Origin of the sequence: Mesorhizobium sp. M0909, assembly GCF_040319515.1 — a bacterium.
Lineage (GTDB): Bacteria > Pseudomonadota > Alphaproteobacteria > Rhizobiales > Rhizobiaceae > Mesorhizobium.
Genome location: NZ_JAMYOA010000022.1, coordinates 79,800 through 98,714 on the forward strand (window position 1 = coordinate 79,800; position 18,915 = coordinate 98,714).

Consider the following 18,915-nt stretch of genomic DNA (forward strand, 5'->3'; position numbering starts at 1 on the left):
TGCTCGTCCGTTTGCGGGAAACGCGGCGTCCATTAAATGACGATCACCTTGGTGCCGATTGTGGCGCGGTCATAGAGATCGATGATGTCCTGGTTCATGAGGCGAATGCAGCCCGCCGACACAGCTTTGCCGATGGACCACCATTCAGGGCTACCGTGCAGGCGATATCCAGTGTCACCTTTCTCGTTGATAGAGCGCCCGCGCCCCGAGCGGGTTCATGAGTCCGCCCTCCATATGGGCCGGTATGATGCGGCCTCGCTTCTGCTCGCGCACGATCATCGCAGACGGCGCGCTCCAATCCGGCCATTCGCGCTTCCTCGCAACGTGAGCGGTGCCATGCCACTCGAAGCCCGCCTTGCCAACGCCGATTCCGTAGCGCAGCGCCTGACCGTCTCCCAACACGTAGTAGAGGAACTTCGCTCCTGTATCGACAATGATGGTGCCCGGCGCCTCTTCAGTCGCATAAGGTACTGTCTGCCGATGGAACTTTGGGTCAACCTTGTAGATCGGAACCGGCGGAACGCGAAAACCGGCGTCGGTGAGGCCGCCATAGGCCGAGGGGAAAGTCTTTAATGCGCCGCCGGTAGTGCAGCCGAAGAATACGGTCATCCCAGCAAGAACCAGCCCGATTAGGATCGATTTCACGCGCATGACTCAAGCCGGCGCCCGTGTGAACGATCAGCCGCATCTCGTCATATTCCTAATCCGACACGCTTCGATTGCCAAGATTTTCCTGACTGTCGGCTGGCTGATCGTTGGGCACTTGGCTCGATCGGCGCCGCGTCCTTCAATTGCTCGGTTTTCGAACGACGAACGCCCGTAGTGGCTGCGAATGCCCGGGTCGGCAGGACAGAGGGAGCGCTGGTCCGTCCGGCATTGCAAAGTTTCTGAACAGAGCCCTACGCGCTGACGCTCTGCGCAGTCGCACCTAGCGGACGGCATGAATTGCGGATCATCAGGCGTCCCTTGAGCGTCAGCTTGCGCGGCGGCGCATCCCTGTTTCCGGCGAGCCGGTCGAGCAGCAGATTGGCCGCCTGTTCGCCAATCGCCTGCACCGGCTGTGCGACCGTGGTCAATTGCGGCCGGAACACATCCGACCACGGAAAGTCGTCGAAGCAGGCGACCGAAATATCCTCCGGACAGGACAGGCCGATATCGCGAATGGCCTTCATCGTGCCGATCACCATCGGGTTGTTGGCCGAAAAGATGGCGCTCGGCCGGTCGTGCAGCGAAAGCAGCTGCATGGTGGCGTTGTAGCCGTCGACTTCATGGAAGTTGCCGAAGCGGACGAGCTCGGGCTCGGCCGGCAGGCCGGCGGCCTGGAGGGCCTCGCGGTATCCCGCCATGCGGTCGTGCATCGGCGAGATATCGAAAGAGCCGGAGATGTAGCCGATGCGCCGATGGCCGAGATCGATCAGGTAGGTGATGGCGTCGAACACCGCGCGCTGATTGTCGAGAACGACGGCATCGGTATCGACACCCTGGCAAACACGGTCGAGCAGCACGACCGGCACATTGGCGTCGTCGACAATCCGTTTGAGGATCGCGCCGTCGCCGACACGCGCGACGATCAGTCCGTCGACCATGCGGTCGAGCAGCAATCTGATCTGGTCGTCCTGCGTGTTCAGGTGCTCGTCGGTGCAGCACAGCATGACGGCGTAGCCGGCCCTGTCGAAAGCCTGCTGGATGACCGAAACCACGTCGGTGAAGAACGGATTGGTGATGTGGGGGACGGTGAGCCCGATGGTGCGTGTGGTGCCCATCTTCAGGCTGCGGGCGATGGCGTTGCGCTTATAGCCGATGTCGCGGATCGCCTGTTCGATGCGCTGGCTGAGCTCGGGGCTGACGGTCGCGGTGCCGTTGATCAGCGCCGATACGGTGGCCACGGAAACACGCGCGGCCTCGGCCACGTGAAGCATGGTCGGAGCAGTGAACTTGCGCTGCTTTTTTCGTCCTGACACTGTCATTTTCGAAACGTTTCACCACTCCACGGCAGCAATACGTACGGAATCTTACGATTTTGTGCAAGAATTGAAATGGATCAATCTCGGACTCCAGATATTGCCTTGACATGATCGAAACGTTTAGATTAGCGTTTGAGGTGTTCGGTGACGGCGGAGGGAGGCCGTCCTTGTGATGCAGCACGGCAATTCCATCCCTGCGCAAGGCGTTATGGCGGACGGCTCGGCTATCGTGCTGAGCGCCGAGCACATCTCCAAGTCCTTCGGTGGCATCGCCGCGCTTGTCGATGTCGATTTCGAACTGCGGCGCGGCGAGGTCCATGCGCTGATGGGCGAGAACGGCGCCGGCAAGTCGACGCTGATGAAGATCCTGTCCGGCGTCTATACGGACTATAACGGAACGGTCAGTATCGATGGCGATGCGGTGCGCTTTGCCGGCGTCCGCGAAGCCGAGCGCGCCGGCATCGCCATCATCCACCAGGAGCTGAATCTCGTCCCCGAACTCAGCGTCGCCGACAATATCTTTCTCGGCCGCGAGAAGCTGATCGCCGGGCTGATCGTCGACCGCAAGGCGAGCAGCCGCGCTGCCGGCGCGCTGCTGCAAAGGCTCGGCATCGAGCTCGATCCGGATGCGCGCGTCGGTGCCTTGCGCGTCGGCGAACAGCAACTGGTCGAGATCGCCAAGGCGCTGTCGATGTCGGCACGCATTCTGATCATGGACGAGCCGACCTCGGCGCTTTCGCCAGCCGAATGCCAGCGGCTGTTCCGCATCATCCGCCAGCTCGCCGACAGCGGCGTGGCGATCGTCTACATTTCGCACCGCATCGACGAAGTCATGCATCTGGCCAGCCGGGTCACCGTGCTCCGCGATGGACGCCACGTCCTGACGCGGGCGATGGACCAGCTCGACGAAGACGCCATAATTTCGGCGATGGTCGGGCGAAACCTGCTTGCTTCCTCCCAGGAGCACCGCATCCCCGGCGTCAACACCGTCCTTTCCGTAAGCGAGCTGTCGCTGTCGAAGCCCAATCGCCATGGCTGGCGCACCGTGCTCGACGGCGTCAGTTTCGATCTTGCCGCAGGTGAAATCCTGGGTATCGGCGGGCTGCTGGGCTCGGGCCGGACCGAAATCCTGGAAACCATCTTCGGGTCCAGCGGCGGACGTGCCGGCGGTGAGATCAGGCTCGATGGCGAGGTGGTAGAAATCCGTTCGCCGCGCGATGCGCGCCGGCTCGGCATCGCCCTGGTCACGGAAGACCGCAAGACGCAAGGCCTGCATCTCGAGGCCTCGATCACCGACAATGTCGCGCTGCCGCTGGTCGGTGCGCTGGCGCGGTTCGGCCTGCGCTCGCTGGCTGGTGAGCAAGGGCTGGCACGGGACGCCGTCAAGGCGCTCGGCATTCGCTGCGAGACCGTCGAGCAGCCGGCCGGCACGCTGTCCGGTGGCAACCAGCAGAAGGTCGTCATTGGCAAATGGCTGGCGACGAGGCCGCGGGTGCTGCTGCTCGACGAGCCGACGCGCGGCATCGATGTCGGCGCCAAGCGGGAAATCTACGATCTCATCGTCAAGCTGGCGCGAGACGGGCTGGCGATCGCGGTCATCAGCTCGGAATTGCCGGAGCTGCTGCATCTTTCCGACCGTATCCTGGTCATGGCCGACGGCCGCCAGACGGGAATCCTGTCCCGCGCGCAAGCCAGCGAGGAGGCCATCATGCGGCTTGCGGCGCCGCGACGGACGATGACGAGGCCTGCCGCATGAGCATTTTGCATATCCTGTCCCGGACGAAGCTCTATTGGGGCCTGATCGCCATCTTCCTGATCGGCGTGCTCGGCTCGCCGATCAGCTCCAAGGGCAACAACATTTTCCTGTCCTACGGCAACCTGCTCGACGTGCTGCGCCAGGTGTCGACCACGGGCCTGATTGCCACCGGCATGACGGCCGTGATCATTACCGGCGGTATCGACCTTTCCGTCGGCTCGCTGATGGCGATCTGTACGGTGGTCTGTGCCATGCTGCTGACGGTCCCCGGCGTGACGCCGGCGGTGGTGCTTGGGGTGCCGACAGTTGCCGTGGCAGCCCTTTGCCTCGGCATTCTCGTCACTCGTTTCATCCTGCTGAACGTCGAAAAATCCCGTGCCGGCGCGCAGGCGACGCACGACATCAGGCTGGACAGCGTTCGCGGGCTGGTGACGCCCGGCATTGTCGGGGTGATCCTGTGCAGTCTGGTGCTGTGGTTCCTGCTGCCGCAGGTAGGCTCAAAATTCGGCGTGCTCGGCGTGCTGCTGGTGGCGCCTTGCGTCGGCCTGCTGTTCGGCGCGCTCAACGGCTTCATCATCGTCGCGGGGCGGCTGCAGCCCTTCATCGTGACGCTGGCGATGATGGTTACTGCGCTCGGCATCGCCCGGCTGACAGCCGGCCAGAACAATGCGGTGCTGCCGGTCTATACCGGCTCGAACGCCACGGCCGATTTCGAAATGCTGCGCTCGCTGGTATTCGGCGTGATCCCGATGCCGGGCCTGTTCTTCCTCGGCGCCATCCTGATCTACGGCGCCGTGCTGCGCTTCACCCCGTTCGGCCGCTATGTCTATGCAATCGGCGGCAATGAGGAGGCGGCGCGGCTGTCGGGCATCGCCGCAGGCCGCGTGAAGATCGCCACCTATGCCGTGTCAGGGCTGCTGGCCGGCATCGCGGCGGTGCTCTATGTCGCGCAGTACCGGCAAGGCAAGCCGGACGCCGGCGCCGGCCTGGAGCTCGACGCGATTGCCGCCGTGGTCATCGGCGGCACCAGCCTGATGGGCGGACGCGGCAGCCTCACCGGGACGTTCTGCGGCGTGCTGATCTTCGGGCTGCTCTCCAACATCCTGCAGCTGCACAACATCAATTCGAACCTTCAGCTGGTGCTGAAGGGGATGATCATCATCGGTACCGTGCTCGTACAGGAGCGCAATGCCGGTGATCTTCTCTTCTATCTGCGGCTGCCCGGTGGGCAAGCGCACAAGGAAACGGCCGCGGCAAAGCGGCCGTCGCAAGAGACCGCGTCTCTGAATATTGGAGGAAACAAGAAATGAAACGACGTGAATTGTTGAAGCTCGCCGGGCTGACAGCGGCACTCCTGACCACGACCGCCATGCTTGCCGGCGGCGCCCATGCGCAGGACAAGAAGTGGAAGATCGGCTTCTCGCAGGTGACGACCATCGAACCCTGGCGGGCTCAGTTCAACAAGGACATCCTGGCCGAAGCGGCCAAGCATCCGGAAGTCGAACTGATCATCACCGACGGCGAGGACAAGACCGAGAAGCAGGTGGCCGACGTCGAGAACCTGATCCGTCAGGAGGTCGATGCGCTCTTGGTATCGCCGAAAGAATCCGCCGGTCTGACCGGTGTCGTGCAGCAGGCGATCGATGCGAAGATCCCGGTCTTCGTGCTCGACCGCAACGTCGAAACCAATGACTACACGCAGTTCGTCGGTGGCGACAACAAGCTGATCGGCCGGGCTGCCGGTGAATATGCCGTCGAGCTGCTTGGGGGCAAGGGCAAGGCCGCCGGCAACGTCGTCGAGATCTGGGGCGGCATGGGCACCCAGCCGGCACACGATCGCCATGACGGCTTCCATGAATTCACCGACAAGGAGCCGGGCATAAAATATCTGCTCGACCAGCAGTCGGGCGACTGGAAGCAGGACCAGGCCTACAACATCATGGCGACCGCGTTGCGCAACAACGAGAAGATCGATCTTGTCTACGGCCATAATGATCCGATGGCCTATGGTGCCTATCTTGCCGCCAAGGACGTCGGACGTGAGAAGGACATCAAGTTCATCGGCATCGACGGCCTGCCCAATGAAGGCGTGCAGCTGGTCGCCAATGGCGAACTGACGGCGACGTTCACTTATGTGACGCCGGGCGCCGAAGGGCTGCGGCAGGCGATCAAGTTCCTGAACGGGGAGAAGGTGGAAAAGACCATCACCCTGCCGACGCAGAAGATCACCAAGGAAAATGCCGCCCAGATACTGAAGGACAACGGCCTCTGAGACGAGGCCTTCCTGCCGGGCGTTCAGCGCCCGGCAGGAACAACAATCAAACGCCGGCAGGCAGCAGATTAAGCCAGCTTGGCCAGCAGCTTCATGAAAATGGCCGCCTCCTTGGCGGAAAGCGGCGCCAGCGTTTCCTGCGTGATCTCGCGGGCAAGCGGGATCAGCCGCTCGATCGCGTCGCGACCCTCGGCCGTCAGATTGACCAGCAGGCGCCGTTTGTCGACTTCGTGTTTGCTAAGTTCGACAAAGCCACGCGCTTTCAGCCGGTCGATGACGCCCTTCACGGTCGCCGCATCCATGGCGATCAGGCTGCCAAGCTGGTTCTGCGAGGTCTCGCCAACATCGCGCAATTTGGCCAAAGCGGCAAATTGCGGCGGCGTCAGATCGGCGATGTGTGCGGCGAAGATCGAGACATGGCGCTGATGCGCCTTGCGCAGGATGAAGCCGACCTGCTCCTGCAAGCGATAGTCGTTCTCGTCAGGTTCCTCGGCCTCGACCAGCTTGAGCAGATTGTCTTCGGCGCTCACCGCAGCCCGTCCCATGCCTTGATATCCTTGGCCGCCAGCCCGCCCATGCGGTCGTGCACACGCGGGCCGCAGGTCATTGCGAGGCAGAACAGGATCTCGTCGGGACGCGGGCCATCGCTGATGCCGATTTCCATGGCATCGAAATGGCTGCGCACATAGGCGGCGTTGATGTGGCCGAGCGGCACATCGAGCCGCGCACCGAAAGCGCCGACCTTCTTTGCCGACGGCACGATCGCCTTGGCGTCGCCGAGCCGCTCGCGCATGGCATAGCCGCCCGGCACATGCCACAGCGCGCCATGCTCCAGCTCGCCCGCCATGCCGACGATGGCGCCCTTGCCGTAACCGTCGATCTGTTTCACGTCGCCGCCCAATGCGGCAATAAGCCTGTCCGAGAGCAGCAGCCCGAGCGGCTTCAAATCCTCCATGGCGCTCTGCAGTTCCTCGACGTAACGGCCGGCGAACGGGTTCTTGACCACAGCCATAGCCGCGGCGCGGCGCCGCGGCACCTTCGCCACCGGCCCGCCCTCGTGAAAAATCTCTTCGGTCAGCACGGCGATCTTGCGGATCGGAAACTCAGGCATGAGCAATTTCCCTCTCTAAAGCTTTATTGGCGAGCCCCATCGGACCTGCGATGCGCGCCTGACCGCCGAGGAAAAGCGCCGCGGCGGCAATCAGGCCGCGCCGCCGAAACTCCTCGGCAACGGCAAATCCACCTTCCAGTGCAATAGCGATTTCAGCGGCGGAAAGCGGCCCCACGCCCTGCGTCACCAAACGGTCGCCGAGATCGCTGTCAGGCGCGAGATCGCGCGCCCGTACGCGCCTAACGGCTGGATGACCGGGCAGGTCGACGGCGTTGGCGATCAAGGTCGCGGCGGCATCGGCTTCAGCACCCGTCCGCGCCAGCACCGTGACCGCGTCGGCGATGCCGAGCGAAAAGGAGCGGCCGCGCCAGCCGCTGGTCGCGACGCCGCGGATCCCGTCTTCGGCGCGGATCGTGAGACGATCTGCCAACCCATGACCTGTCCCGGCAATGGCAAGCGTCATCGACTGCCCGTTGCCGAGATGGATCGCGCTGTCGCCGCCATTATTGACATAGGCGCGCTCGAGCCGGCGGCCGGCAAGCAGGGCCCCGAGCACTTCGTCGGCTACCGAGCCGGCGACGGCCGCCATCGGCGTGATGAATTGTTTCGCTAGCGGAACGACCGCCGCTTCCATGCGGCGCGCCGTCGGGCCAGCGAAAGCACGTGACCGCGAGCTGGCCGGGCGCCGCAGTTCGGGCAACTCTTCGACCAGTTCAACCAGGATTGTCTGGAAGCGCGCCACTGCCTGATGATATGCGGCGCTGCATTCACTCGCCTCGCCGAAGGCCTCGACGATCAGGTCGATCGGCCCATGATTGAGGTGAAGCCTCCGGGCGTCCTCGAGCCAATGCGCCTGCGGGCCGTTCATCGCCCAGCCCCGTTTGCGGCCGCGCGACGCAACTGAGCCAGCGGCGGCCAGGGATTGTCAAGGGGTGCGGCCGTGCCGCGGCGCGGATTGAGATATTCGCCGCCCTTGGCCAGGATATCGTCGACGCTGCGGATTTCGGCTTCGTAGCCGCCAAGCCTGACATAATCGTCGCGGCGCATGGTGAACTCGATCGGCGCCACCAGCGCCGGCGTTGGCACATAGCCGAAGGCGCCTTCCGGCACGCGGGTGACGTCGACCATCAGCGTGATGCCGCCGCCCGGCCAGACATAGACCGGCGCGCCGCCGACCGTCACATAGGTCTTGAGGCCCTGCACCGAGCGGGTCAGATTGACCGGGTTCTCGGTGACGCCGGCGCGCAGCGACCCGCCGGCGCCGCCGACGAAAAGCACGGTGCAGAGCGCCGGCTCGCAATTGTCCTCAATCAGTTCAACCGACTTCCGCAGCCGCTCCGGGAACGGTTTCTGCACAGGCTTCAATTCGTCGTCGAGCTCGTAATAGGCGAATTGCTCGCCGGTGGTCGAGACCATCAGCAGCGACATGCCGGGGCGCGCACCCTTTTTGGCGTTCCATTCACCAAGGATCGACAGCGGGTCGGAAATACTGGTGCCGCCCCAGCCGAGGCCGGGCTCCGACACCTTGAAATAACGGCCCGGCGTCGAACGGCGGCCGATGATCTTGATGCCGGTATCCTGCCAGCCAAGCACCTTGCCGGCCTGATGCTCGGAGACGACGCCGGTGATGTGGTCATCGACCACCACCACCTCGTCAACAAGGCCGCGCCATTGGGTCGCGAACATGCCTATGGTGGCCGAACCGCAGCCGACGCGCATGCGCTGTTCGAGCTTGCCGTCGATGACCGGCGGCTTGCCGGCTTCGACGATGACGGTGGCGCCGCCGTCGATGACGAGTTCGACCGGTTTGCGGTTGCACAGGGCGAGCATGGCGTCACAGGTGGCGCGCCCTTCAGCCTTCGAGCCGCCGGTCAAATGATGTACGCCGCCCAGCGACAGCATCTGCGAGCCGTATTCGCCGGTGGTGACATGGCCGATCGCCTCGCCTTGGGCACGGACCGTCGCCGTTTCGGGGCCGATATGACGATCGGTGTCGATCTTCACCTTGACGCCGCAATAGGAGAAGATGCCCTCGGTGACGACGGTGACCAGATCGACGCCCTCGACCTCCTGGCTGACGATGAAAGGCGCCGGCTTGTAATCGGGATAGGTGGTGCCGGCGCCGATGGCGGTGACGAAGCGGCGGCCGGTGTTGACCAGTTCGCCGTCCCATGCCTCGCCTTCCTCGGCAAAGGGTACGATTGCGGCGCCGGTCTCGGCCGCGTGGTCGAGGATGGTCAGCGGATCCATCCGCACGATCCTGCCGCCAACATTGCCGTAGCGATCGCAGGCGCCGGTGCGGCCATCGGCGATGTAGCACATGACCGGACAGGCATCGCAGCGGATCTTCTCGGCCACCAGCTTCTCGCCGGGATCATGTGTCTCGAAACGTTCGGCAAGCTCGCTCATCGGCGCGCCTCCTTGTCGAGGATGGCGGCGCGGATGCGGGTCGGCGTCGCCGGAATTTTGGTGACCAGCACACCTGTTGCATGGCGGATGGCGTTGAGGATCGCCGGCGCCGTCGGGATCAGCACATGCTCGCCCAAGCCCTTGGCTCCGAACGGTCCTTCCGGATCCGGAACTTCTATCAGGATGGTCTCGATCGGCGGCACGTCGCCGATCGTCGGGATCAGATAGTCGTGCAGGTTTTCGGTGCGGCCGGGGATATACTCTTCCATCAGCGCCATGCCGATGCCCTGGGCGATGCCACCCTCAATCTGGCCCTCGGCAAGCAAGGGATTGATGGCCTTGCCGACATCGTGGGCGGCGGTGATTTTTACCAGCTTCACGGTGCCGAGCTTGAGGTCGACCTCCAGTTCGGCGATCTGAGCGCCATAACCATAGACGGCGTAAGGCTTGCCCTGACCTTTTGCATCGAGCGGCTGCGTCGGCGGGTCGTAGCTTTCCTCGGCCCGGAAGACAAAACCTTCGGCGTCTGCCTTCAGCGAGGAAAGATCGATGCGGCGCGTCGCTTCGCCTTCCCTGATGCTCAGGCTTGTGCCGTCCAGCGCAATCGCCGCCTTTTGCGAGACATTGGCGAAACGCAAGATCTCCTCGCGCAAGGCGCGGCCGGCCTTTTCGGCGGCCTTGCCGGTGACGAAAGTCTGGCGCGAGGCCGAGGTCTTGCCGGCATCGGGGGTGATCGCCGTATCGGCGCCTTTCAGCCGCAACATCTCCAATGGCAGACCCAACGCGTCGGCGCAGATCTGCGCGATGACGGTGTTGGAGCCTTGCCCGATATCGACCGCCCCCTGATGCAGGACGACTTCGCCCGATATCGAGATGCCGACCTTGATCGTCGACGGATTGGGCAGCGAGGTGTTGCCGCAGCCGTACCAGCAAGAAGCGATGCCGACGCCGCGTTTTTTGATGCCGCTACCGGCATTGAACGCTTCGGCATCGCGAACGGCACGCTGCCAATGTGAACGGAGGGCCTCCAGGCAGTCGGCGATGCCGACGCCCGACTCAAGCCGCTGCCCGGTAACTGTTTCGGATCCGTTCCGAAGGCAGTTCTTCAGGCGAAAGTCGAGCCGATCCATGCCGAGCTTGTCGGCCAGCTCGTCATAAAGGGTCTCCTGCATGATCGTCGCCTGCGGCACGCCGAAACCGCGAAAGGCGCCGGCAATCGGGCCGTTGGTGTGGATGGCACGGCCTTCGGCGCGATAGTTCGGCGTAGCATAGGGGCCGGAGGCGTGCACCGGCACGCGGCTGGCGACCGTCGGCCCCCAGCTGGCATAGGCGCCGGTGTTGAAATCGCCGGCGAAGACCATGCCGGTGACACGGCCGTCGGCATTGGCGCCGATGCTCGCTCTCATCAGGGCTGGATGGCGCTTGGTGGTCGAGATCATCGATTCGGTGCGGCTGTAGGCGAGCGCCGCCGGTCGGCCGGTTTTCATGGCGACGAGGCCGATGAGCGGTTGCAGCGAGACGTCGAGCTTCGAGCCGAAGCCGCCGCCGGTCGCGGTCGGCACGATGCGCACCTTTTCCGGGGTAAGGCCGAGCACTTTTGCCGTGTCGTCACGGTCCATATAGGGCGCCTGCGTGCAGGCGACGACGACCAGCGTGTCGCCGTCCATGAAGGCATAGCCGGCTTCCGGTTCGATATAGGCGTGCTCGACATAGGAGGTGTCGATGGCGCCAGAAACGACGAAAGCCGCACCGGCAAGCGCGGCTTCGGGGTCGCCACGCTCGACAAAGCCGGAGGTGAGCAGGTTCGCGGGCCGGTTTTCATGGACCAGCGACGCGCCGCCGGCCTGCGCTTCGCCAGTTTCCAGAAAATGCGGCAACTCGGTCCAACTGACAGGGAAATCGGCTAGGTCGAGATCGAGGATAGCCTCGCGTTCGCCGGCAACCAGCGCCACCGCCTCGCCGCGAAAGCGCGAAACCCCTTCGGCCAGCGCCGGCTGGTCGGCGAAGGGCGCGATGACGCCGAAACAATTCTTTCCCGGAATGTCGGCGGCGGTGAAGACGCCGGCAATGCCGGGACGGGATTTCACCCAGCTGCCGAGATCGCCGAAGCTGAAGGCGGCATGATAGTGCGGTGAGCGGACCACCAGCACGGACAGCGCATCGGCGGGGAAGGAATCGCCGCCGAATTTTTCGCCGCCAGTGACTTTCGGCACGCCATCGAGGCGGATCGGGGAGGAGCCGACGGCATGGCCAGAGGATGGCATGCGCTGATCGAGACCGCCGTCGTGGCGCCAGGCATCCATCACCGCCGCGACGATCTTGCGGTAGCCGGTGCAGCGGCAGAGTACACCGCCGAGCGCATCCTGCGTTTCAGCCTCGCTCGGGTAAGGCGTCCTGTCCAGGAGTGCCGTTGCGGCGACCAGCAGGCCGGGCGTGCAGGCGCCGCACTGTGCTGCGCCATGGCTGAGGAACGAGGCCTGCAGTGCCGACAGCCTGCCATTGCCGAGACCTTCGACGGTCGTCACCACGGTGCCCGAGGCGGAAGCCGCGGGCATCAGGCAGGCGCAGACCGGCTCGCCGTCGACCAGCACCGTGCAGGCGCCGCAATCGCCGGCATCACAACCGATCTTGGTGCCGGTCAGCCGCAGCTCGTCGCGCAACACCGCGGACAGCCGCCGCACCGGCGGCACGCAAACGCTAACGGCGGCGCCGTTGACCTCGAAGGCGATGTCGGCGCGCTCCATCCCCATCAGGCCGCCGCCCTTTCCCCAGGGACTGCGCCCACCGCACCAAGCACAGCACGGGCAACGATCTCGCGCGCCGCATCCAGCCGATATTCGGCGCTGCCGCGCACGTCGCCGATCGGCGACAGCTCGTCCATCGGCGCGGATTGGATCGCACTGGCCAGCGCGGGGCCGACGGGCAGGCCGCGCAGTGCCGCCTCGACACTCGCCAGGCGCCTGGCGACGACCGAGCAGGACCCGACGGCGACGGCCGCGTTCCTGACGATACCATCTTCGACGGCCAGGCGTGCGGCGGCCATGGCGATGGAGATGACGAGATAACGCCGCGCGCCGAGTTTCACGAAGGCGGAGCCGCCGGCGGTCGCAGGTTTGGGAATACGGATTGCCGTCACCATTTCGCCGGACTGCAGAGCCGTGCGACGATTGCCGAGGATGAACTTTGCAAGGGGCAGATGCCGGGTCGCGACCGAGGAACGCAGTTCGACTTCGGCATCGAGCACCAGCAGCGCCGGCACACCGTCGGCGGCCGGCGAGGCATTGCAGAGATTGCCGGCAATCGAGGCAACGTTCTGGATCTGCACCGAGCCGACTTCCCGCGCCGCCTGCTTCAGCGCATCGAAGGCCGCCGGCAGCGGATGGCGGATGAGATCGGTCCAGGCGGTGCGGGCGCCAATGAGCCAATGGTTCTCGGCTTCGGCAATGCCGCGCAATGCCGCCAAGCCATTGATGTCGAGGATATTGTCGCGGAAAGGCTTGCTGCCTTGAGCCGGATAGAAATCGGTACCACCGGCAAGGATGCGCCATTGCCCTTCGCCCAGCAACGCGAGGGCGTCGTCGACCGTGGTGGGTTTTGCGTAACGGATCACGCTTTGCCTTCCCAGAATGGGCTTCCCGAGAGGGGATCCTGCCGAAAGACTTTCCCGAGCATTCAAGGCAGGAAATTCATTCGTATGCAAATGATATCAAGCCGGCAGGAATTGTCAAAGCCAGAGTTTGCACGGCTGTTGGCACCGGTGCGCCCGGAACGCATTTGTTATGCCGTGAGAGGTTGACGCAGCCGGCCATCTGGTCAAGTTTCTGCGTCCGGTCGCGTTTTCATTGGAGCCTAAGCTCAGGACGAAGAAAATAAGGAGGCTCCATGGCCGACGAAGCGCTTGTCATTATCGACCTGCAGAACGATTTCTGCCCAGGTGGCGCCCTGGAAGTGGCCGGTGGCGACGAAATCGTGCCGTTGGTCAATGATCTGATCCGGCGGACCGAGCACGTCCTGCTGACGCAGGACTGGCACCCTGCCGGCCATTCGAGCTTTGCCTCCAGCCACCCCGGCAAGCGACCGTTCGAAACGATCGACATGCCTTATGGCGAGCAGACGCTGTGGCCTGATCACTGCATCCAGGGCAGCCTTGGTTCGGACTTCCATTCCGGCTTGGCCTGGAGCAAGGCCGAGCTGGTGATCCGCAAGGGGTTCCGTCCTGCAATCGACAGCTATTCGGCATTCTTCGAGAACGACCGGACGACGCCGACCGGCCTTGTCGGCTATCTCCGGGAGCGAAATATCGATACGCTGACCCTGGTCGGCCTGGCGACGGATTTCTGCGTCGCCTTTTCGGCACTCGACGCGGTCAAGCTCGGCTTTGCGACATCAGTGCGGCTCGACGCCTGCCGCGGCATCGATCTCAACGGCTCCATGGAGACGATGCTGGGCCGGATGCGCGATGCCGGCGTGGCACTGATTTGAACGTCATCCAGCCGAACCTGACGGACTTTTGAGGGGCTTCATGCGGTTTGCGGCGTTGACGGCAAGTGCTGCACTTACTGCCGCAATCCTTTCTCCAGGAGCGGTTCTCGCGGCCGAAGCGCACGAATTGCCGGGCGCCGCCATGTCGCTGTGGTGGGTGTTGCCGTTTGCCGGGCTGTTGCTTTGCATCGCGACCGGCCCGCTGCTGTTCCATCATGCCTGGGAGCACCATTACGGCAAGATCGCTGCCTTCTGGGCGGCATTGGTGACCGGGCCGCTGGCAATCGCCTTCGGCATCCCGTCGGCCACGCAGGCGGTGCTGCATGCGCTGCTCACCGAATACATGTCGTTCATCATCCTGTTGTTTGCGCTGTTCACCATTTCGGGCGGCATCTTCGTTGCCGGCAACATACACGGCACGCCGCTGGTCAATGCCGGGCTGTTGCTGGGCGGGGCGGTGCTTGCCTCGATCATCGGCACAACCGGCGCCTCGATGATCCTGATCCGGCCGCTCATCCGCGCCAACGATAACCGGCGCTTCAACGCCCATGTCGTCATCTTCTTCATCTTCCTGGTGTCCAACATCGGCGGCTCGCTGACGCCGCTCGGCGATCCGCCGCTGTTCGTCGGCTTTCTGCGCGGCGTCGATTTCTTCTGGACGACAGTTCACCTGTTGCCCGAGACGCTGTTCGTCGCCGGCGTGGTGCTGGTGGTTTTCCTGGCGATCGACATCATCATGCATCATCGGGAGGAAGGCGCGCCGAAGATCAAGGATCCGACGCCCGACAGCAAGGTGCGCATCCGCGGCCTGGCCAACATCCCGCTGCTGGCCGGTGTAATCGCCGCGATCCTGATTTCTGCTGCCTGGAAGCCGGGAGTGAGTTTCGCTTTTCAGGGCGTCAGCCTCGAGCTGCAGAATCTGGTGCGCGACGCCGTCATCCTGATACTGGCCTTCATGTCGCTTGTCGTCTCGCCGAAGGAGTTTCGCGGCGCAAACGCCTTCAGCTGGGGGCCGATCGCCGAGGTGGCGAAGCTGTTCGCCAGCATCTTCATCTGCATCGTTCCGGTCGTCGCCATATTGCGGGCCGGCCTCGATGGCGCGCTGGCGCCGTTGGTGCTGCTGGTCAGTTCGCCGACCGGCGCGCCCGACAATCTCGCGTATTTCTGGCTGACCGGGGCGCTGTCATCCTTCCTCGACAATGCGCCGACCTATCTGGTGTTCTTCGAACTGGCCGGCGGCGATGCGCAGCATCTGATGACCGAGCTCGCCTCGACGCTGGCGGCGATCTCGGCAGGCGCGGTGTTCATGGGCGCCAACACCTACGTCGGCAACGCGCCGAATTTCATGGTCTACGCCATTGCCAGGCATCGCGGCATCAAGATGCCGAGCTTCTTTGGCTATATGGCGTGGTCGGGCGCCGTGCTGATCCCGACTTTCCTGCTCGCCGGCCTGCTGTTTTTTGCCTGATCAGCCGACGCCGACATAGCGACGGACCGCCGAGGGATCGGCACGCAGTTCCTCGACATCGACCGTCTCGCGGTTGCGGCCGTTTTCGATGAAGCAAACGCGGTCTGCGACCGAGAGCACGGCATCGACGCGCTGCTCGACAAGAATTGTCGACACGCCGAGCGCTCGCAGTTTCGACACGGTTTCACGGATCTTGGCGATCATCGACGGCATCAGCCCTTCGGTCGGTTCATCGAGCAGGAGCACCTGCGGTTCCAGACACAGGGCGCGGGCCATGGCCAGCATCTGCTGCTCGCCGCCGGACAGCGTGCCGGAACGCTGCCTGAGGCGTTGGCGCAGCAGCGGGAAAAGATCGAGCACGTTCTCGCGCGTCGCCTTGCCCTTGTTGCGGGCCATCAGGCCGATCTCGATGTTTTCCGCCACGGTCATCTCGGCGAACAGCCGCCGGCCCTGCGGCACGTAGGCGACGCCAGCCTTGGGCACCTCATGTGCCGGCAGACCGGTCAATTCCCGGCCTTCGAGCCGGATCGAGCCGGCGCTTGCCGGCACCAGGCCCATGATCGCCTTCAGCGTCGTCGTCTTGCCGGCGCCGTTGCGGCCGAACAGGCAGAGCACCTCGCCCTCGTTCAACACAAGATCCAAGCCATAGAGCACCTGGACTTCGCCATAGAAGCAATCGAGCCCGGATATGGCCAACGCCTTGGACTGGGCCTTGGACTGAGCCTTGGACTGGACCTCAGCCATGGGTGGTCCCCAGATAGGCGTCCTGCACCGCGGCATTGGCGCGGATCTCCTCGGGCGTGCCTTCAGCCAAGATCCGGCCGGCGTTGAAGACGGTGATGCGGTCGGCGAGTTGCATGACCACCGGCATGTTGTGCTCGATCAAAAGCACGGTGGCACTATCGGCGATCTCGCGCACCAGCTCGATGAAATTGTCGATCTCGCTATCGGCCAACCCTTGCGTCGGTTCGTCGAGGATCAGCAGCCGCGGCTTCAGTGCCAGTCCCATTGCCACTTCCAGCAGCCGCTGGTGACCGTAGGACAATTGCCCGGCCGGCATTTGCGCCCGGTCGGCAAGGCCGGTGCGCTCGAGAGCCGCCATGACGCCGGTGTGAACCGCGCCCTTCGAGCGGCCGTCGGTCAGCGTGCGCTGCACCGGCAGGGCAACATTGTCGTAGGCGCTGAGATTGGCAAAGACGCTGGTGATCTGGAACGTGTAGGCGATGCCAAGGCGAACCCTGGCGTAAGCAGGCAGGCTGGTGATGTCGGCGCCGTCGAAGACGATCATGCCCGACGAGGGCTGGATGCGGCCGCTGACCAAGCTGACGAAGGTGGTCTTGCCGGCACCGTTGGGGCCGATGATGGCGCGGATCTCGCCCGGCATCAGCGCGAAGTCGACGCCGTCGACGGCGCGCAAGCCGCCGAAACTGCGCGACAAGCCTTTGGTGGTAAGCAGCGGCATCATGGCAACCACCCGAGCCAGCGCTGGCGGATGCTGCCGAGAATGCCTCTCGGGAAGAACAGCACCAGCAGGATGAGCGCTATGCCGACGATCAGCAGATAGGCCGAGGTGTAGCCGCTGGCGATGTCGATGACATAATACATGAACAGCGTGCCGATCAGCGGACCGAGCGTGGTGGCGGCACCGCCTAGCAGCACCCAGAGCAGCGGCAGGATGGAATACTGCACCGAAGCGAAGCTCGAGCCGACATAGCCGAACAGCAGCGCATAGGCGGCGCCGGAAGCCGCGCAGATGCTGCCGGAGATGACGACGGCGGCAAGCTTGCTGGAGAACGTGTCGTAGCCGAGCATCTTGGTCCGCTCCTCGTTCTCGCGGATGGCGACCAGCACACGGCCATAGCCGGAGCGGACTATCGCCAGGATTATGAGCAGCACGATCGAGAACAGTGCCAGCGCACTCATATAGCGCACGGTCGGGTTGGTGAGGTCGAATGACGTGCTGCCCAAGACAAGGACCCGCATCGGCTGCGGCACCACCAAGCCCTGGTCGCCGCCGGTCCAGGCGGCGAAATAAAGAATGAGGAGATAAAATACCTGAGCGAACATCATGGTGACGATCATGAAGGCGACGCCGGAGGTGCGCAGCGCCAGCAGCCCGATCACCAGCGCAAGCAGGGCGCCGCAGGCAAGCCCGGCTGCGAAGGCGGCCGGCACGCTCCAGCCGAGATGGATGACGGCAAGGCCGGCGCCGTAGAGCCCAGCTGAAAAGAACATGGCATGGCCGAGGCTGAGCAGCCCGACATAGCCGAACAGCAGATTGTAGCCCATGGCGAAGACCGCCAGCACCATAATGCGGGCGAGCAGGCCGTGATGATATTCCGGCAGGACAAAACTAAGCCCGAAAAGCAGGGCGATGACGCCGAGGTGCAGCGCATATGGCTTTGCCGGCGAAGCATCCTTCATCGCGATGCTGTCCCGAACAGGCCCTGCGGCCGGAACACCAGCACCATGGCGACAAGCAAGGTGGCTATGATCTTGGCCAGCGTCGGCGAGAAGAACACCGAGATAATGCCGTCGGACAGGCCGATAAGCACCGCGGCGAGTACCGTGCCGCGCAACGAGCCGAGGCCGCCGATGATGACGACGATGAACGAGAGCAGCAGCGGGTCCTGCCCCATCAGATAATGCGCCTGGCTGATCGGCACGATCAGCACGGCGGCCACAGCCGCCAGCATGGCGCCGAGCGCGAAAACGCCGGCATAGACTCTGGTCACCGGGATGCCGAAGGCCTGCGCCGTCTCGCTGTCATATTGCGTAGCGCGCATGACGAGGCCGATTTTCGTGCGCGTCAGCACCAGCCAGGTCGCGATCAGCAGCAGCGCCGACGCGGCGATGATCGACAGCTTGTAGCCGGAATAGCCGAACCATGGCAGGAGGATGCGGTAGCTGAACGGCGGCTCGACCGGCCGCGCCTCCGGGCCGTAGAAGGTCAGCGCCAATTGCTGGATGATGTAGAGCATGCCGATGGTGGCGACGATGGTGGCTTCCGGATTGTAGTTGAGCCGGCGCAGCACCAGCCGTTCGGCGGCCAGCGCGATCAGGCCGACGATCAATGGCGCCAGCACCAGGGCGGCCAGGAAGCCGAGCGCCGGATGGCCGGATATCGCCGTAGAGATCGCCCAGGCAAGCACCGCGCCCAGCATGAAGAACTCGCCATGCGCGACATTGACGACGCGCATGACGCCGAACACCAGCGACAACCCAAGCGCCGTCAGCGCCAGCACGGCGGAGGTAACGAGGCCTTCGAGGGCGGCGAGGAGCAGGTGAGGTCCGAAGTGCATCGGCTAAGCACCGGCGGATGCGCGAAGCACCCCCCTCGGGGGGGGGGGGGGGGGGGGGGCGGGCCGACGCGGGGGGGGGTGGGGGGGGGCGGGGCGGGGGGGCGCCCCCACACCCCCCCCCCGGGGGGGTGTGGACGAACACGGGGGAGGG

16 protein-coding genes and 1 pseudogene are annotated in these 18,915 nt (G+C 64.3%); 5 read left to right on the forward strand and 12 right to left on the reverse strand.

Going from position 1 to position 18,915, the window contains the following annotated elements; all coding sequences use genetic code 11:
* Positions 1-32: 32 nt before the first annotated feature.
* Positions 33-651: pseudogene (locus NKH83_RS26530) on the reverse strand (L,D-transpeptidase).
* A gap of 248 nt (positions 652-899) precedes the next feature.
* Complete coding sequence (locus NKH83_RS26535) at positions 900-1,919, reverse strand: LacI family DNA-binding transcriptional regulator (RefSeq protein ID WP_254815864.1); 1,020 nt, start codon at positions 1,917-1,919, stop codon at positions 900-902.
* Positions 1,920-2,136: 217 nt separating this feature from the next.
* Between NKH83_RS26535 and NKH83_RS26540 the strand changes: the two genes are divergently transcribed.
* Genes NKH83_RS26540 through NKH83_RS26550 form a run of 3 tightly spaced genes read left to right on the forward strand, consistent with a single transcriptional unit; the run spans position 2,137 to position 5,992 of the window.
* On the forward strand, positions 2,137-3,720 hold the full coding sequence (locus NKH83_RS26540) for a sugar ABC transporter ATP-binding protein (protein WP_352808102.1): 1,584 nt from the start codon (positions 2,137-2,139) through the stop codon (positions 3,718-3,720).
* A complete protein-coding gene (locus NKH83_RS26545; RefSeq protein ID WP_352477019.1) occupies positions 3,717-5,030 on the forward strand; it encodes an ABC transporter permease in 1,314 nt (437 codons plus the stop codon). The genes NKH83_RS26540 and NKH83_RS26545 overlap by 4 nt, the downstream gene beginning before the upstream one ends.
* Complete coding sequence (locus NKH83_RS26550) at positions 5,027-5,992, forward strand: substrate-binding domain-containing protein (RefSeq protein ID WP_254815861.1); 966 nt, start codon at positions 5,027-5,029, stop codon at positions 5,990-5,992. The genes NKH83_RS26545 and NKH83_RS26550 overlap by 4 nt, the downstream gene beginning before the upstream one ends.
* A gap of 68 nt (positions 5,993-6,060) precedes the next feature.
* On the opposite strand, the gene NKH83_RS26555 is transcribed toward NKH83_RS26550, so the two are convergent.
* Genes NKH83_RS26555 through NKH83_RS26580 form a run of 6 tightly spaced genes read right to left on the reverse strand, consistent with a single transcriptional unit; the run spans position 6,061 to position 13,122 of the window.
* A complete protein-coding gene (locus NKH83_RS26555) occupies positions 6,061-6,522 on the reverse strand; it encodes a MarR family winged helix-turn-helix transcriptional regulator (protein WP_023718174.1) in 462 nt (153 codons plus the stop codon).
* The gene (locus NKH83_RS26560; protein WP_352467809.1) at positions 6,519-7,103 is read right to left on the reverse strand and encodes an amino acid synthesis family protein; all 585 of its coding nucleotides are present in this window, start codon (positions 7,101-7,103) and stop codon (positions 6,519-6,521) included. Before NKH83_RS26560 ends, NKH83_RS26555 begins: the two co-directional genes overlap by 4 nt.
* A complete protein-coding gene (locus NKH83_RS26565; protein ID WP_352808103.1) occupies positions 7,096-7,971 on the reverse strand; it encodes a UPF0280 family protein in 876 nt (291 codons plus the stop codon). Before NKH83_RS26565 ends, NKH83_RS26560 begins: the two co-directional genes overlap by 8 nt.
* On the reverse strand, positions 7,968-9,512 hold the full coding sequence (locus NKH83_RS26570) for a 6-hydroxynicotinate reductase (protein ID WP_352647835.1): 1,545 nt from the start codon (positions 9,510-9,512) through the stop codon (positions 7,968-7,970). The genes NKH83_RS26565 and NKH83_RS26570 overlap by 4 nt, the downstream gene beginning before the upstream one ends.
* Positions 9,509-12,262, reverse strand: a complete 2,754-nt coding sequence (locus NKH83_RS26575) for a molybdopterin-dependent oxidoreductase (RefSeq protein ID WP_352808104.1) — start codon at positions 12,260-12,262, stop codon at positions 9,509-9,511. The genes NKH83_RS26570 and NKH83_RS26575 overlap by 4 nt, the downstream gene beginning before the upstream one ends.
* Complete coding sequence (locus NKH83_RS26580) at positions 12,262-13,122, reverse strand: FAD binding domain-containing protein (protein WP_352808105.1); 861 nt, start codon at positions 13,120-13,122, stop codon at positions 12,262-12,264. The genes NKH83_RS26575 and NKH83_RS26580 overlap by 1 nt, the downstream gene beginning before the upstream one ends.
* A gap of 272 nt (positions 13,123-13,394) precedes the next feature.
* On the opposite strand from NKH83_RS26580, the gene pncA reads away from it, so the two are divergent.
* The gene (gene pncA / locus NKH83_RS26585; protein ID WP_352808106.1) at positions 13,395-13,994 is read left to right on the forward strand and encodes a bifunctional nicotinamidase/pyrazinamidase; all 600 of its coding nucleotides are present in this window, start codon (positions 13,395-13,397) and stop codon (positions 13,992-13,994) included.
* Positions 13,995-14,034: 40 nt separating this feature from the next.
* Positions 14,035-15,462 carry a sodium:proton antiporter gene (locus tag NKH83_RS26590; protein WP_352808107.1) on the forward strand — a complete coding sequence of 476 codons (1,428 nt, stop codon included), beginning with the start codon at positions 14,035-14,037 and terminating at the stop codon, positions 15,460-15,462.
* On the opposite strand, the gene NKH83_RS26595 is transcribed toward NKH83_RS26590, so the two are convergent.
* Genes NKH83_RS26595 through NKH83_RS26610 form a run of 4 tightly spaced genes read right to left on the reverse strand, consistent with a single transcriptional unit; the run spans position 15,463 to position 18,764 of the window.
* On the reverse strand, positions 15,463-16,206 hold the full coding sequence (locus tag NKH83_RS26595; RefSeq protein ID WP_352800869.1) for an ABC transporter ATP-binding protein: 744 nt from the start codon (positions 16,204-16,206) through the stop codon (positions 15,463-15,465).
* Positions 16,199-16,927, reverse strand: a complete 729-nt coding sequence (locus NKH83_RS26600) for an ABC transporter ATP-binding protein (protein WP_352808108.1) — start codon at positions 16,925-16,927, stop codon at positions 16,199-16,201. The genes NKH83_RS26595 and NKH83_RS26600 overlap by 8 nt, the downstream gene beginning before the upstream one ends.
* Positions 16,924-17,886, reverse strand: a complete 963-nt coding sequence (locus tag NKH83_RS26605) for a branched-chain amino acid ABC transporter permease (protein WP_352808109.1) — start codon at positions 17,884-17,886, stop codon at positions 16,924-16,926. Before NKH83_RS26605 ends, NKH83_RS26600 begins: the two co-directional genes overlap by 4 nt.
* Positions 17,883-18,764, reverse strand: a complete 882-nt coding sequence (locus NKH83_RS26610; RefSeq protein ID WP_352808110.1) for a branched-chain amino acid ABC transporter permease — start codon at positions 18,762-18,764, stop codon at positions 17,883-17,885. The genes NKH83_RS26605 and NKH83_RS26610 overlap by 4 nt, the downstream gene beginning before the upstream one ends.
* Between the last annotated feature and the right edge of the window lie 151 nt (positions 18,765-18,915).

What these genes read in the sequence shown, in the direction of transcription:
- NKH83_RS26590 (WP_352808107.1), top strand. Translation starts at nt 14,035, where the DNA reads ATGCGGTTTGCGGCGTTGACGGCAAGTGCTGCACTTACTGCCGCAATC.
- NKH83_RS26600 (WP_352808108.1), bottom strand. Translation starts at nt 16,927, where the DNA reads ATGATGCCGCTGCTTACCACCAAAGGCTTGTCGCGCAGTTTCGGCGGC.
- NKH83_RS26535 (WP_254815864.1), bottom strand. Translation starts at nt 1,919, where the DNA reads ATGCTTCACGTGGCCGAGGCCGCGCGTGTTTCCGTGGCCACCGTATCG.
- NKH83_RS26540 (WP_352808102.1), top strand. Translation starts at nt 2,137, where the DNA reads ATGCAGCACGGCAATTCCATCCCTGCGCAAGGCGTTATGGCGGACGGC.
- NKH83_RS26570 (WP_352647835.1), bottom strand. Translation starts at nt 9,512, where the DNA reads ATGAGCGAGCTTGCCGAACGTTTCGAGACACATGATCCCGGCGAGAAG.
- NKH83_RS26605 (WP_352808109.1), bottom strand. Translation starts at nt 17,886, where the DNA reads ATGAAGGATGCTTCGCCGGCAAAGCCATATGCGCTGCACCTCGGCGTC.
- NKH83_RS26545 (WP_352477019.1), top strand. Translation starts at nt 3,717, where the DNA reads ATGAGCATTTTGCATATCCTGTCCCGGACGAAGCTCTATTGGGGCCTG.
- pncA (WP_352808106.1), top strand. Translation starts at nt 13,395, where the DNA reads ATGGCCGACGAAGCGCTTGTCATTATCGACCTGCAGAACGATTTCTGC.
- NKH83_RS26575 (WP_352808104.1), bottom strand. Translation starts at nt 12,262, where the DNA reads ATGGGGATGGAGCGCGCCGACATCGCCTTCGAGGTCAACGGCGCCGCC.
- NKH83_RS26565 (WP_352808103.1), bottom strand. Translation starts at nt 7,971, where the DNA reads ATGAACGGCCCGCAGGCGCATTGGCTCGAGGACGCCCGGAGGCTTCAC.
- NKH83_RS26550 (WP_254815861.1), top strand. Translation starts at nt 5,027, where the DNA reads ATGAAACGACGTGAATTGTTGAAGCTCGCCGGGCTGACAGCGGCACTC.
- NKH83_RS26610 (WP_352808110.1), bottom strand. Translation starts at nt 18,764, where the DNA reads ATGCACTTCGGACCTCACCTGCTCCTCGCCGCCCTCGAAGGCCTCGTT.
- NKH83_RS26595 (WP_352800869.1), bottom strand. Translation starts at nt 16,206, where the DNA reads ATGGCTGAGGTCCAGTCCAAGGCTCAGTCCAAGGCCCAGTCCAAGGCG.
- NKH83_RS26560 (WP_352467809.1), bottom strand. Translation starts at nt 7,103, where the DNA reads ATGCCTGAGTTTCCGATCCGCAAGATCGCCGTGCTGACCGAAGAGATT.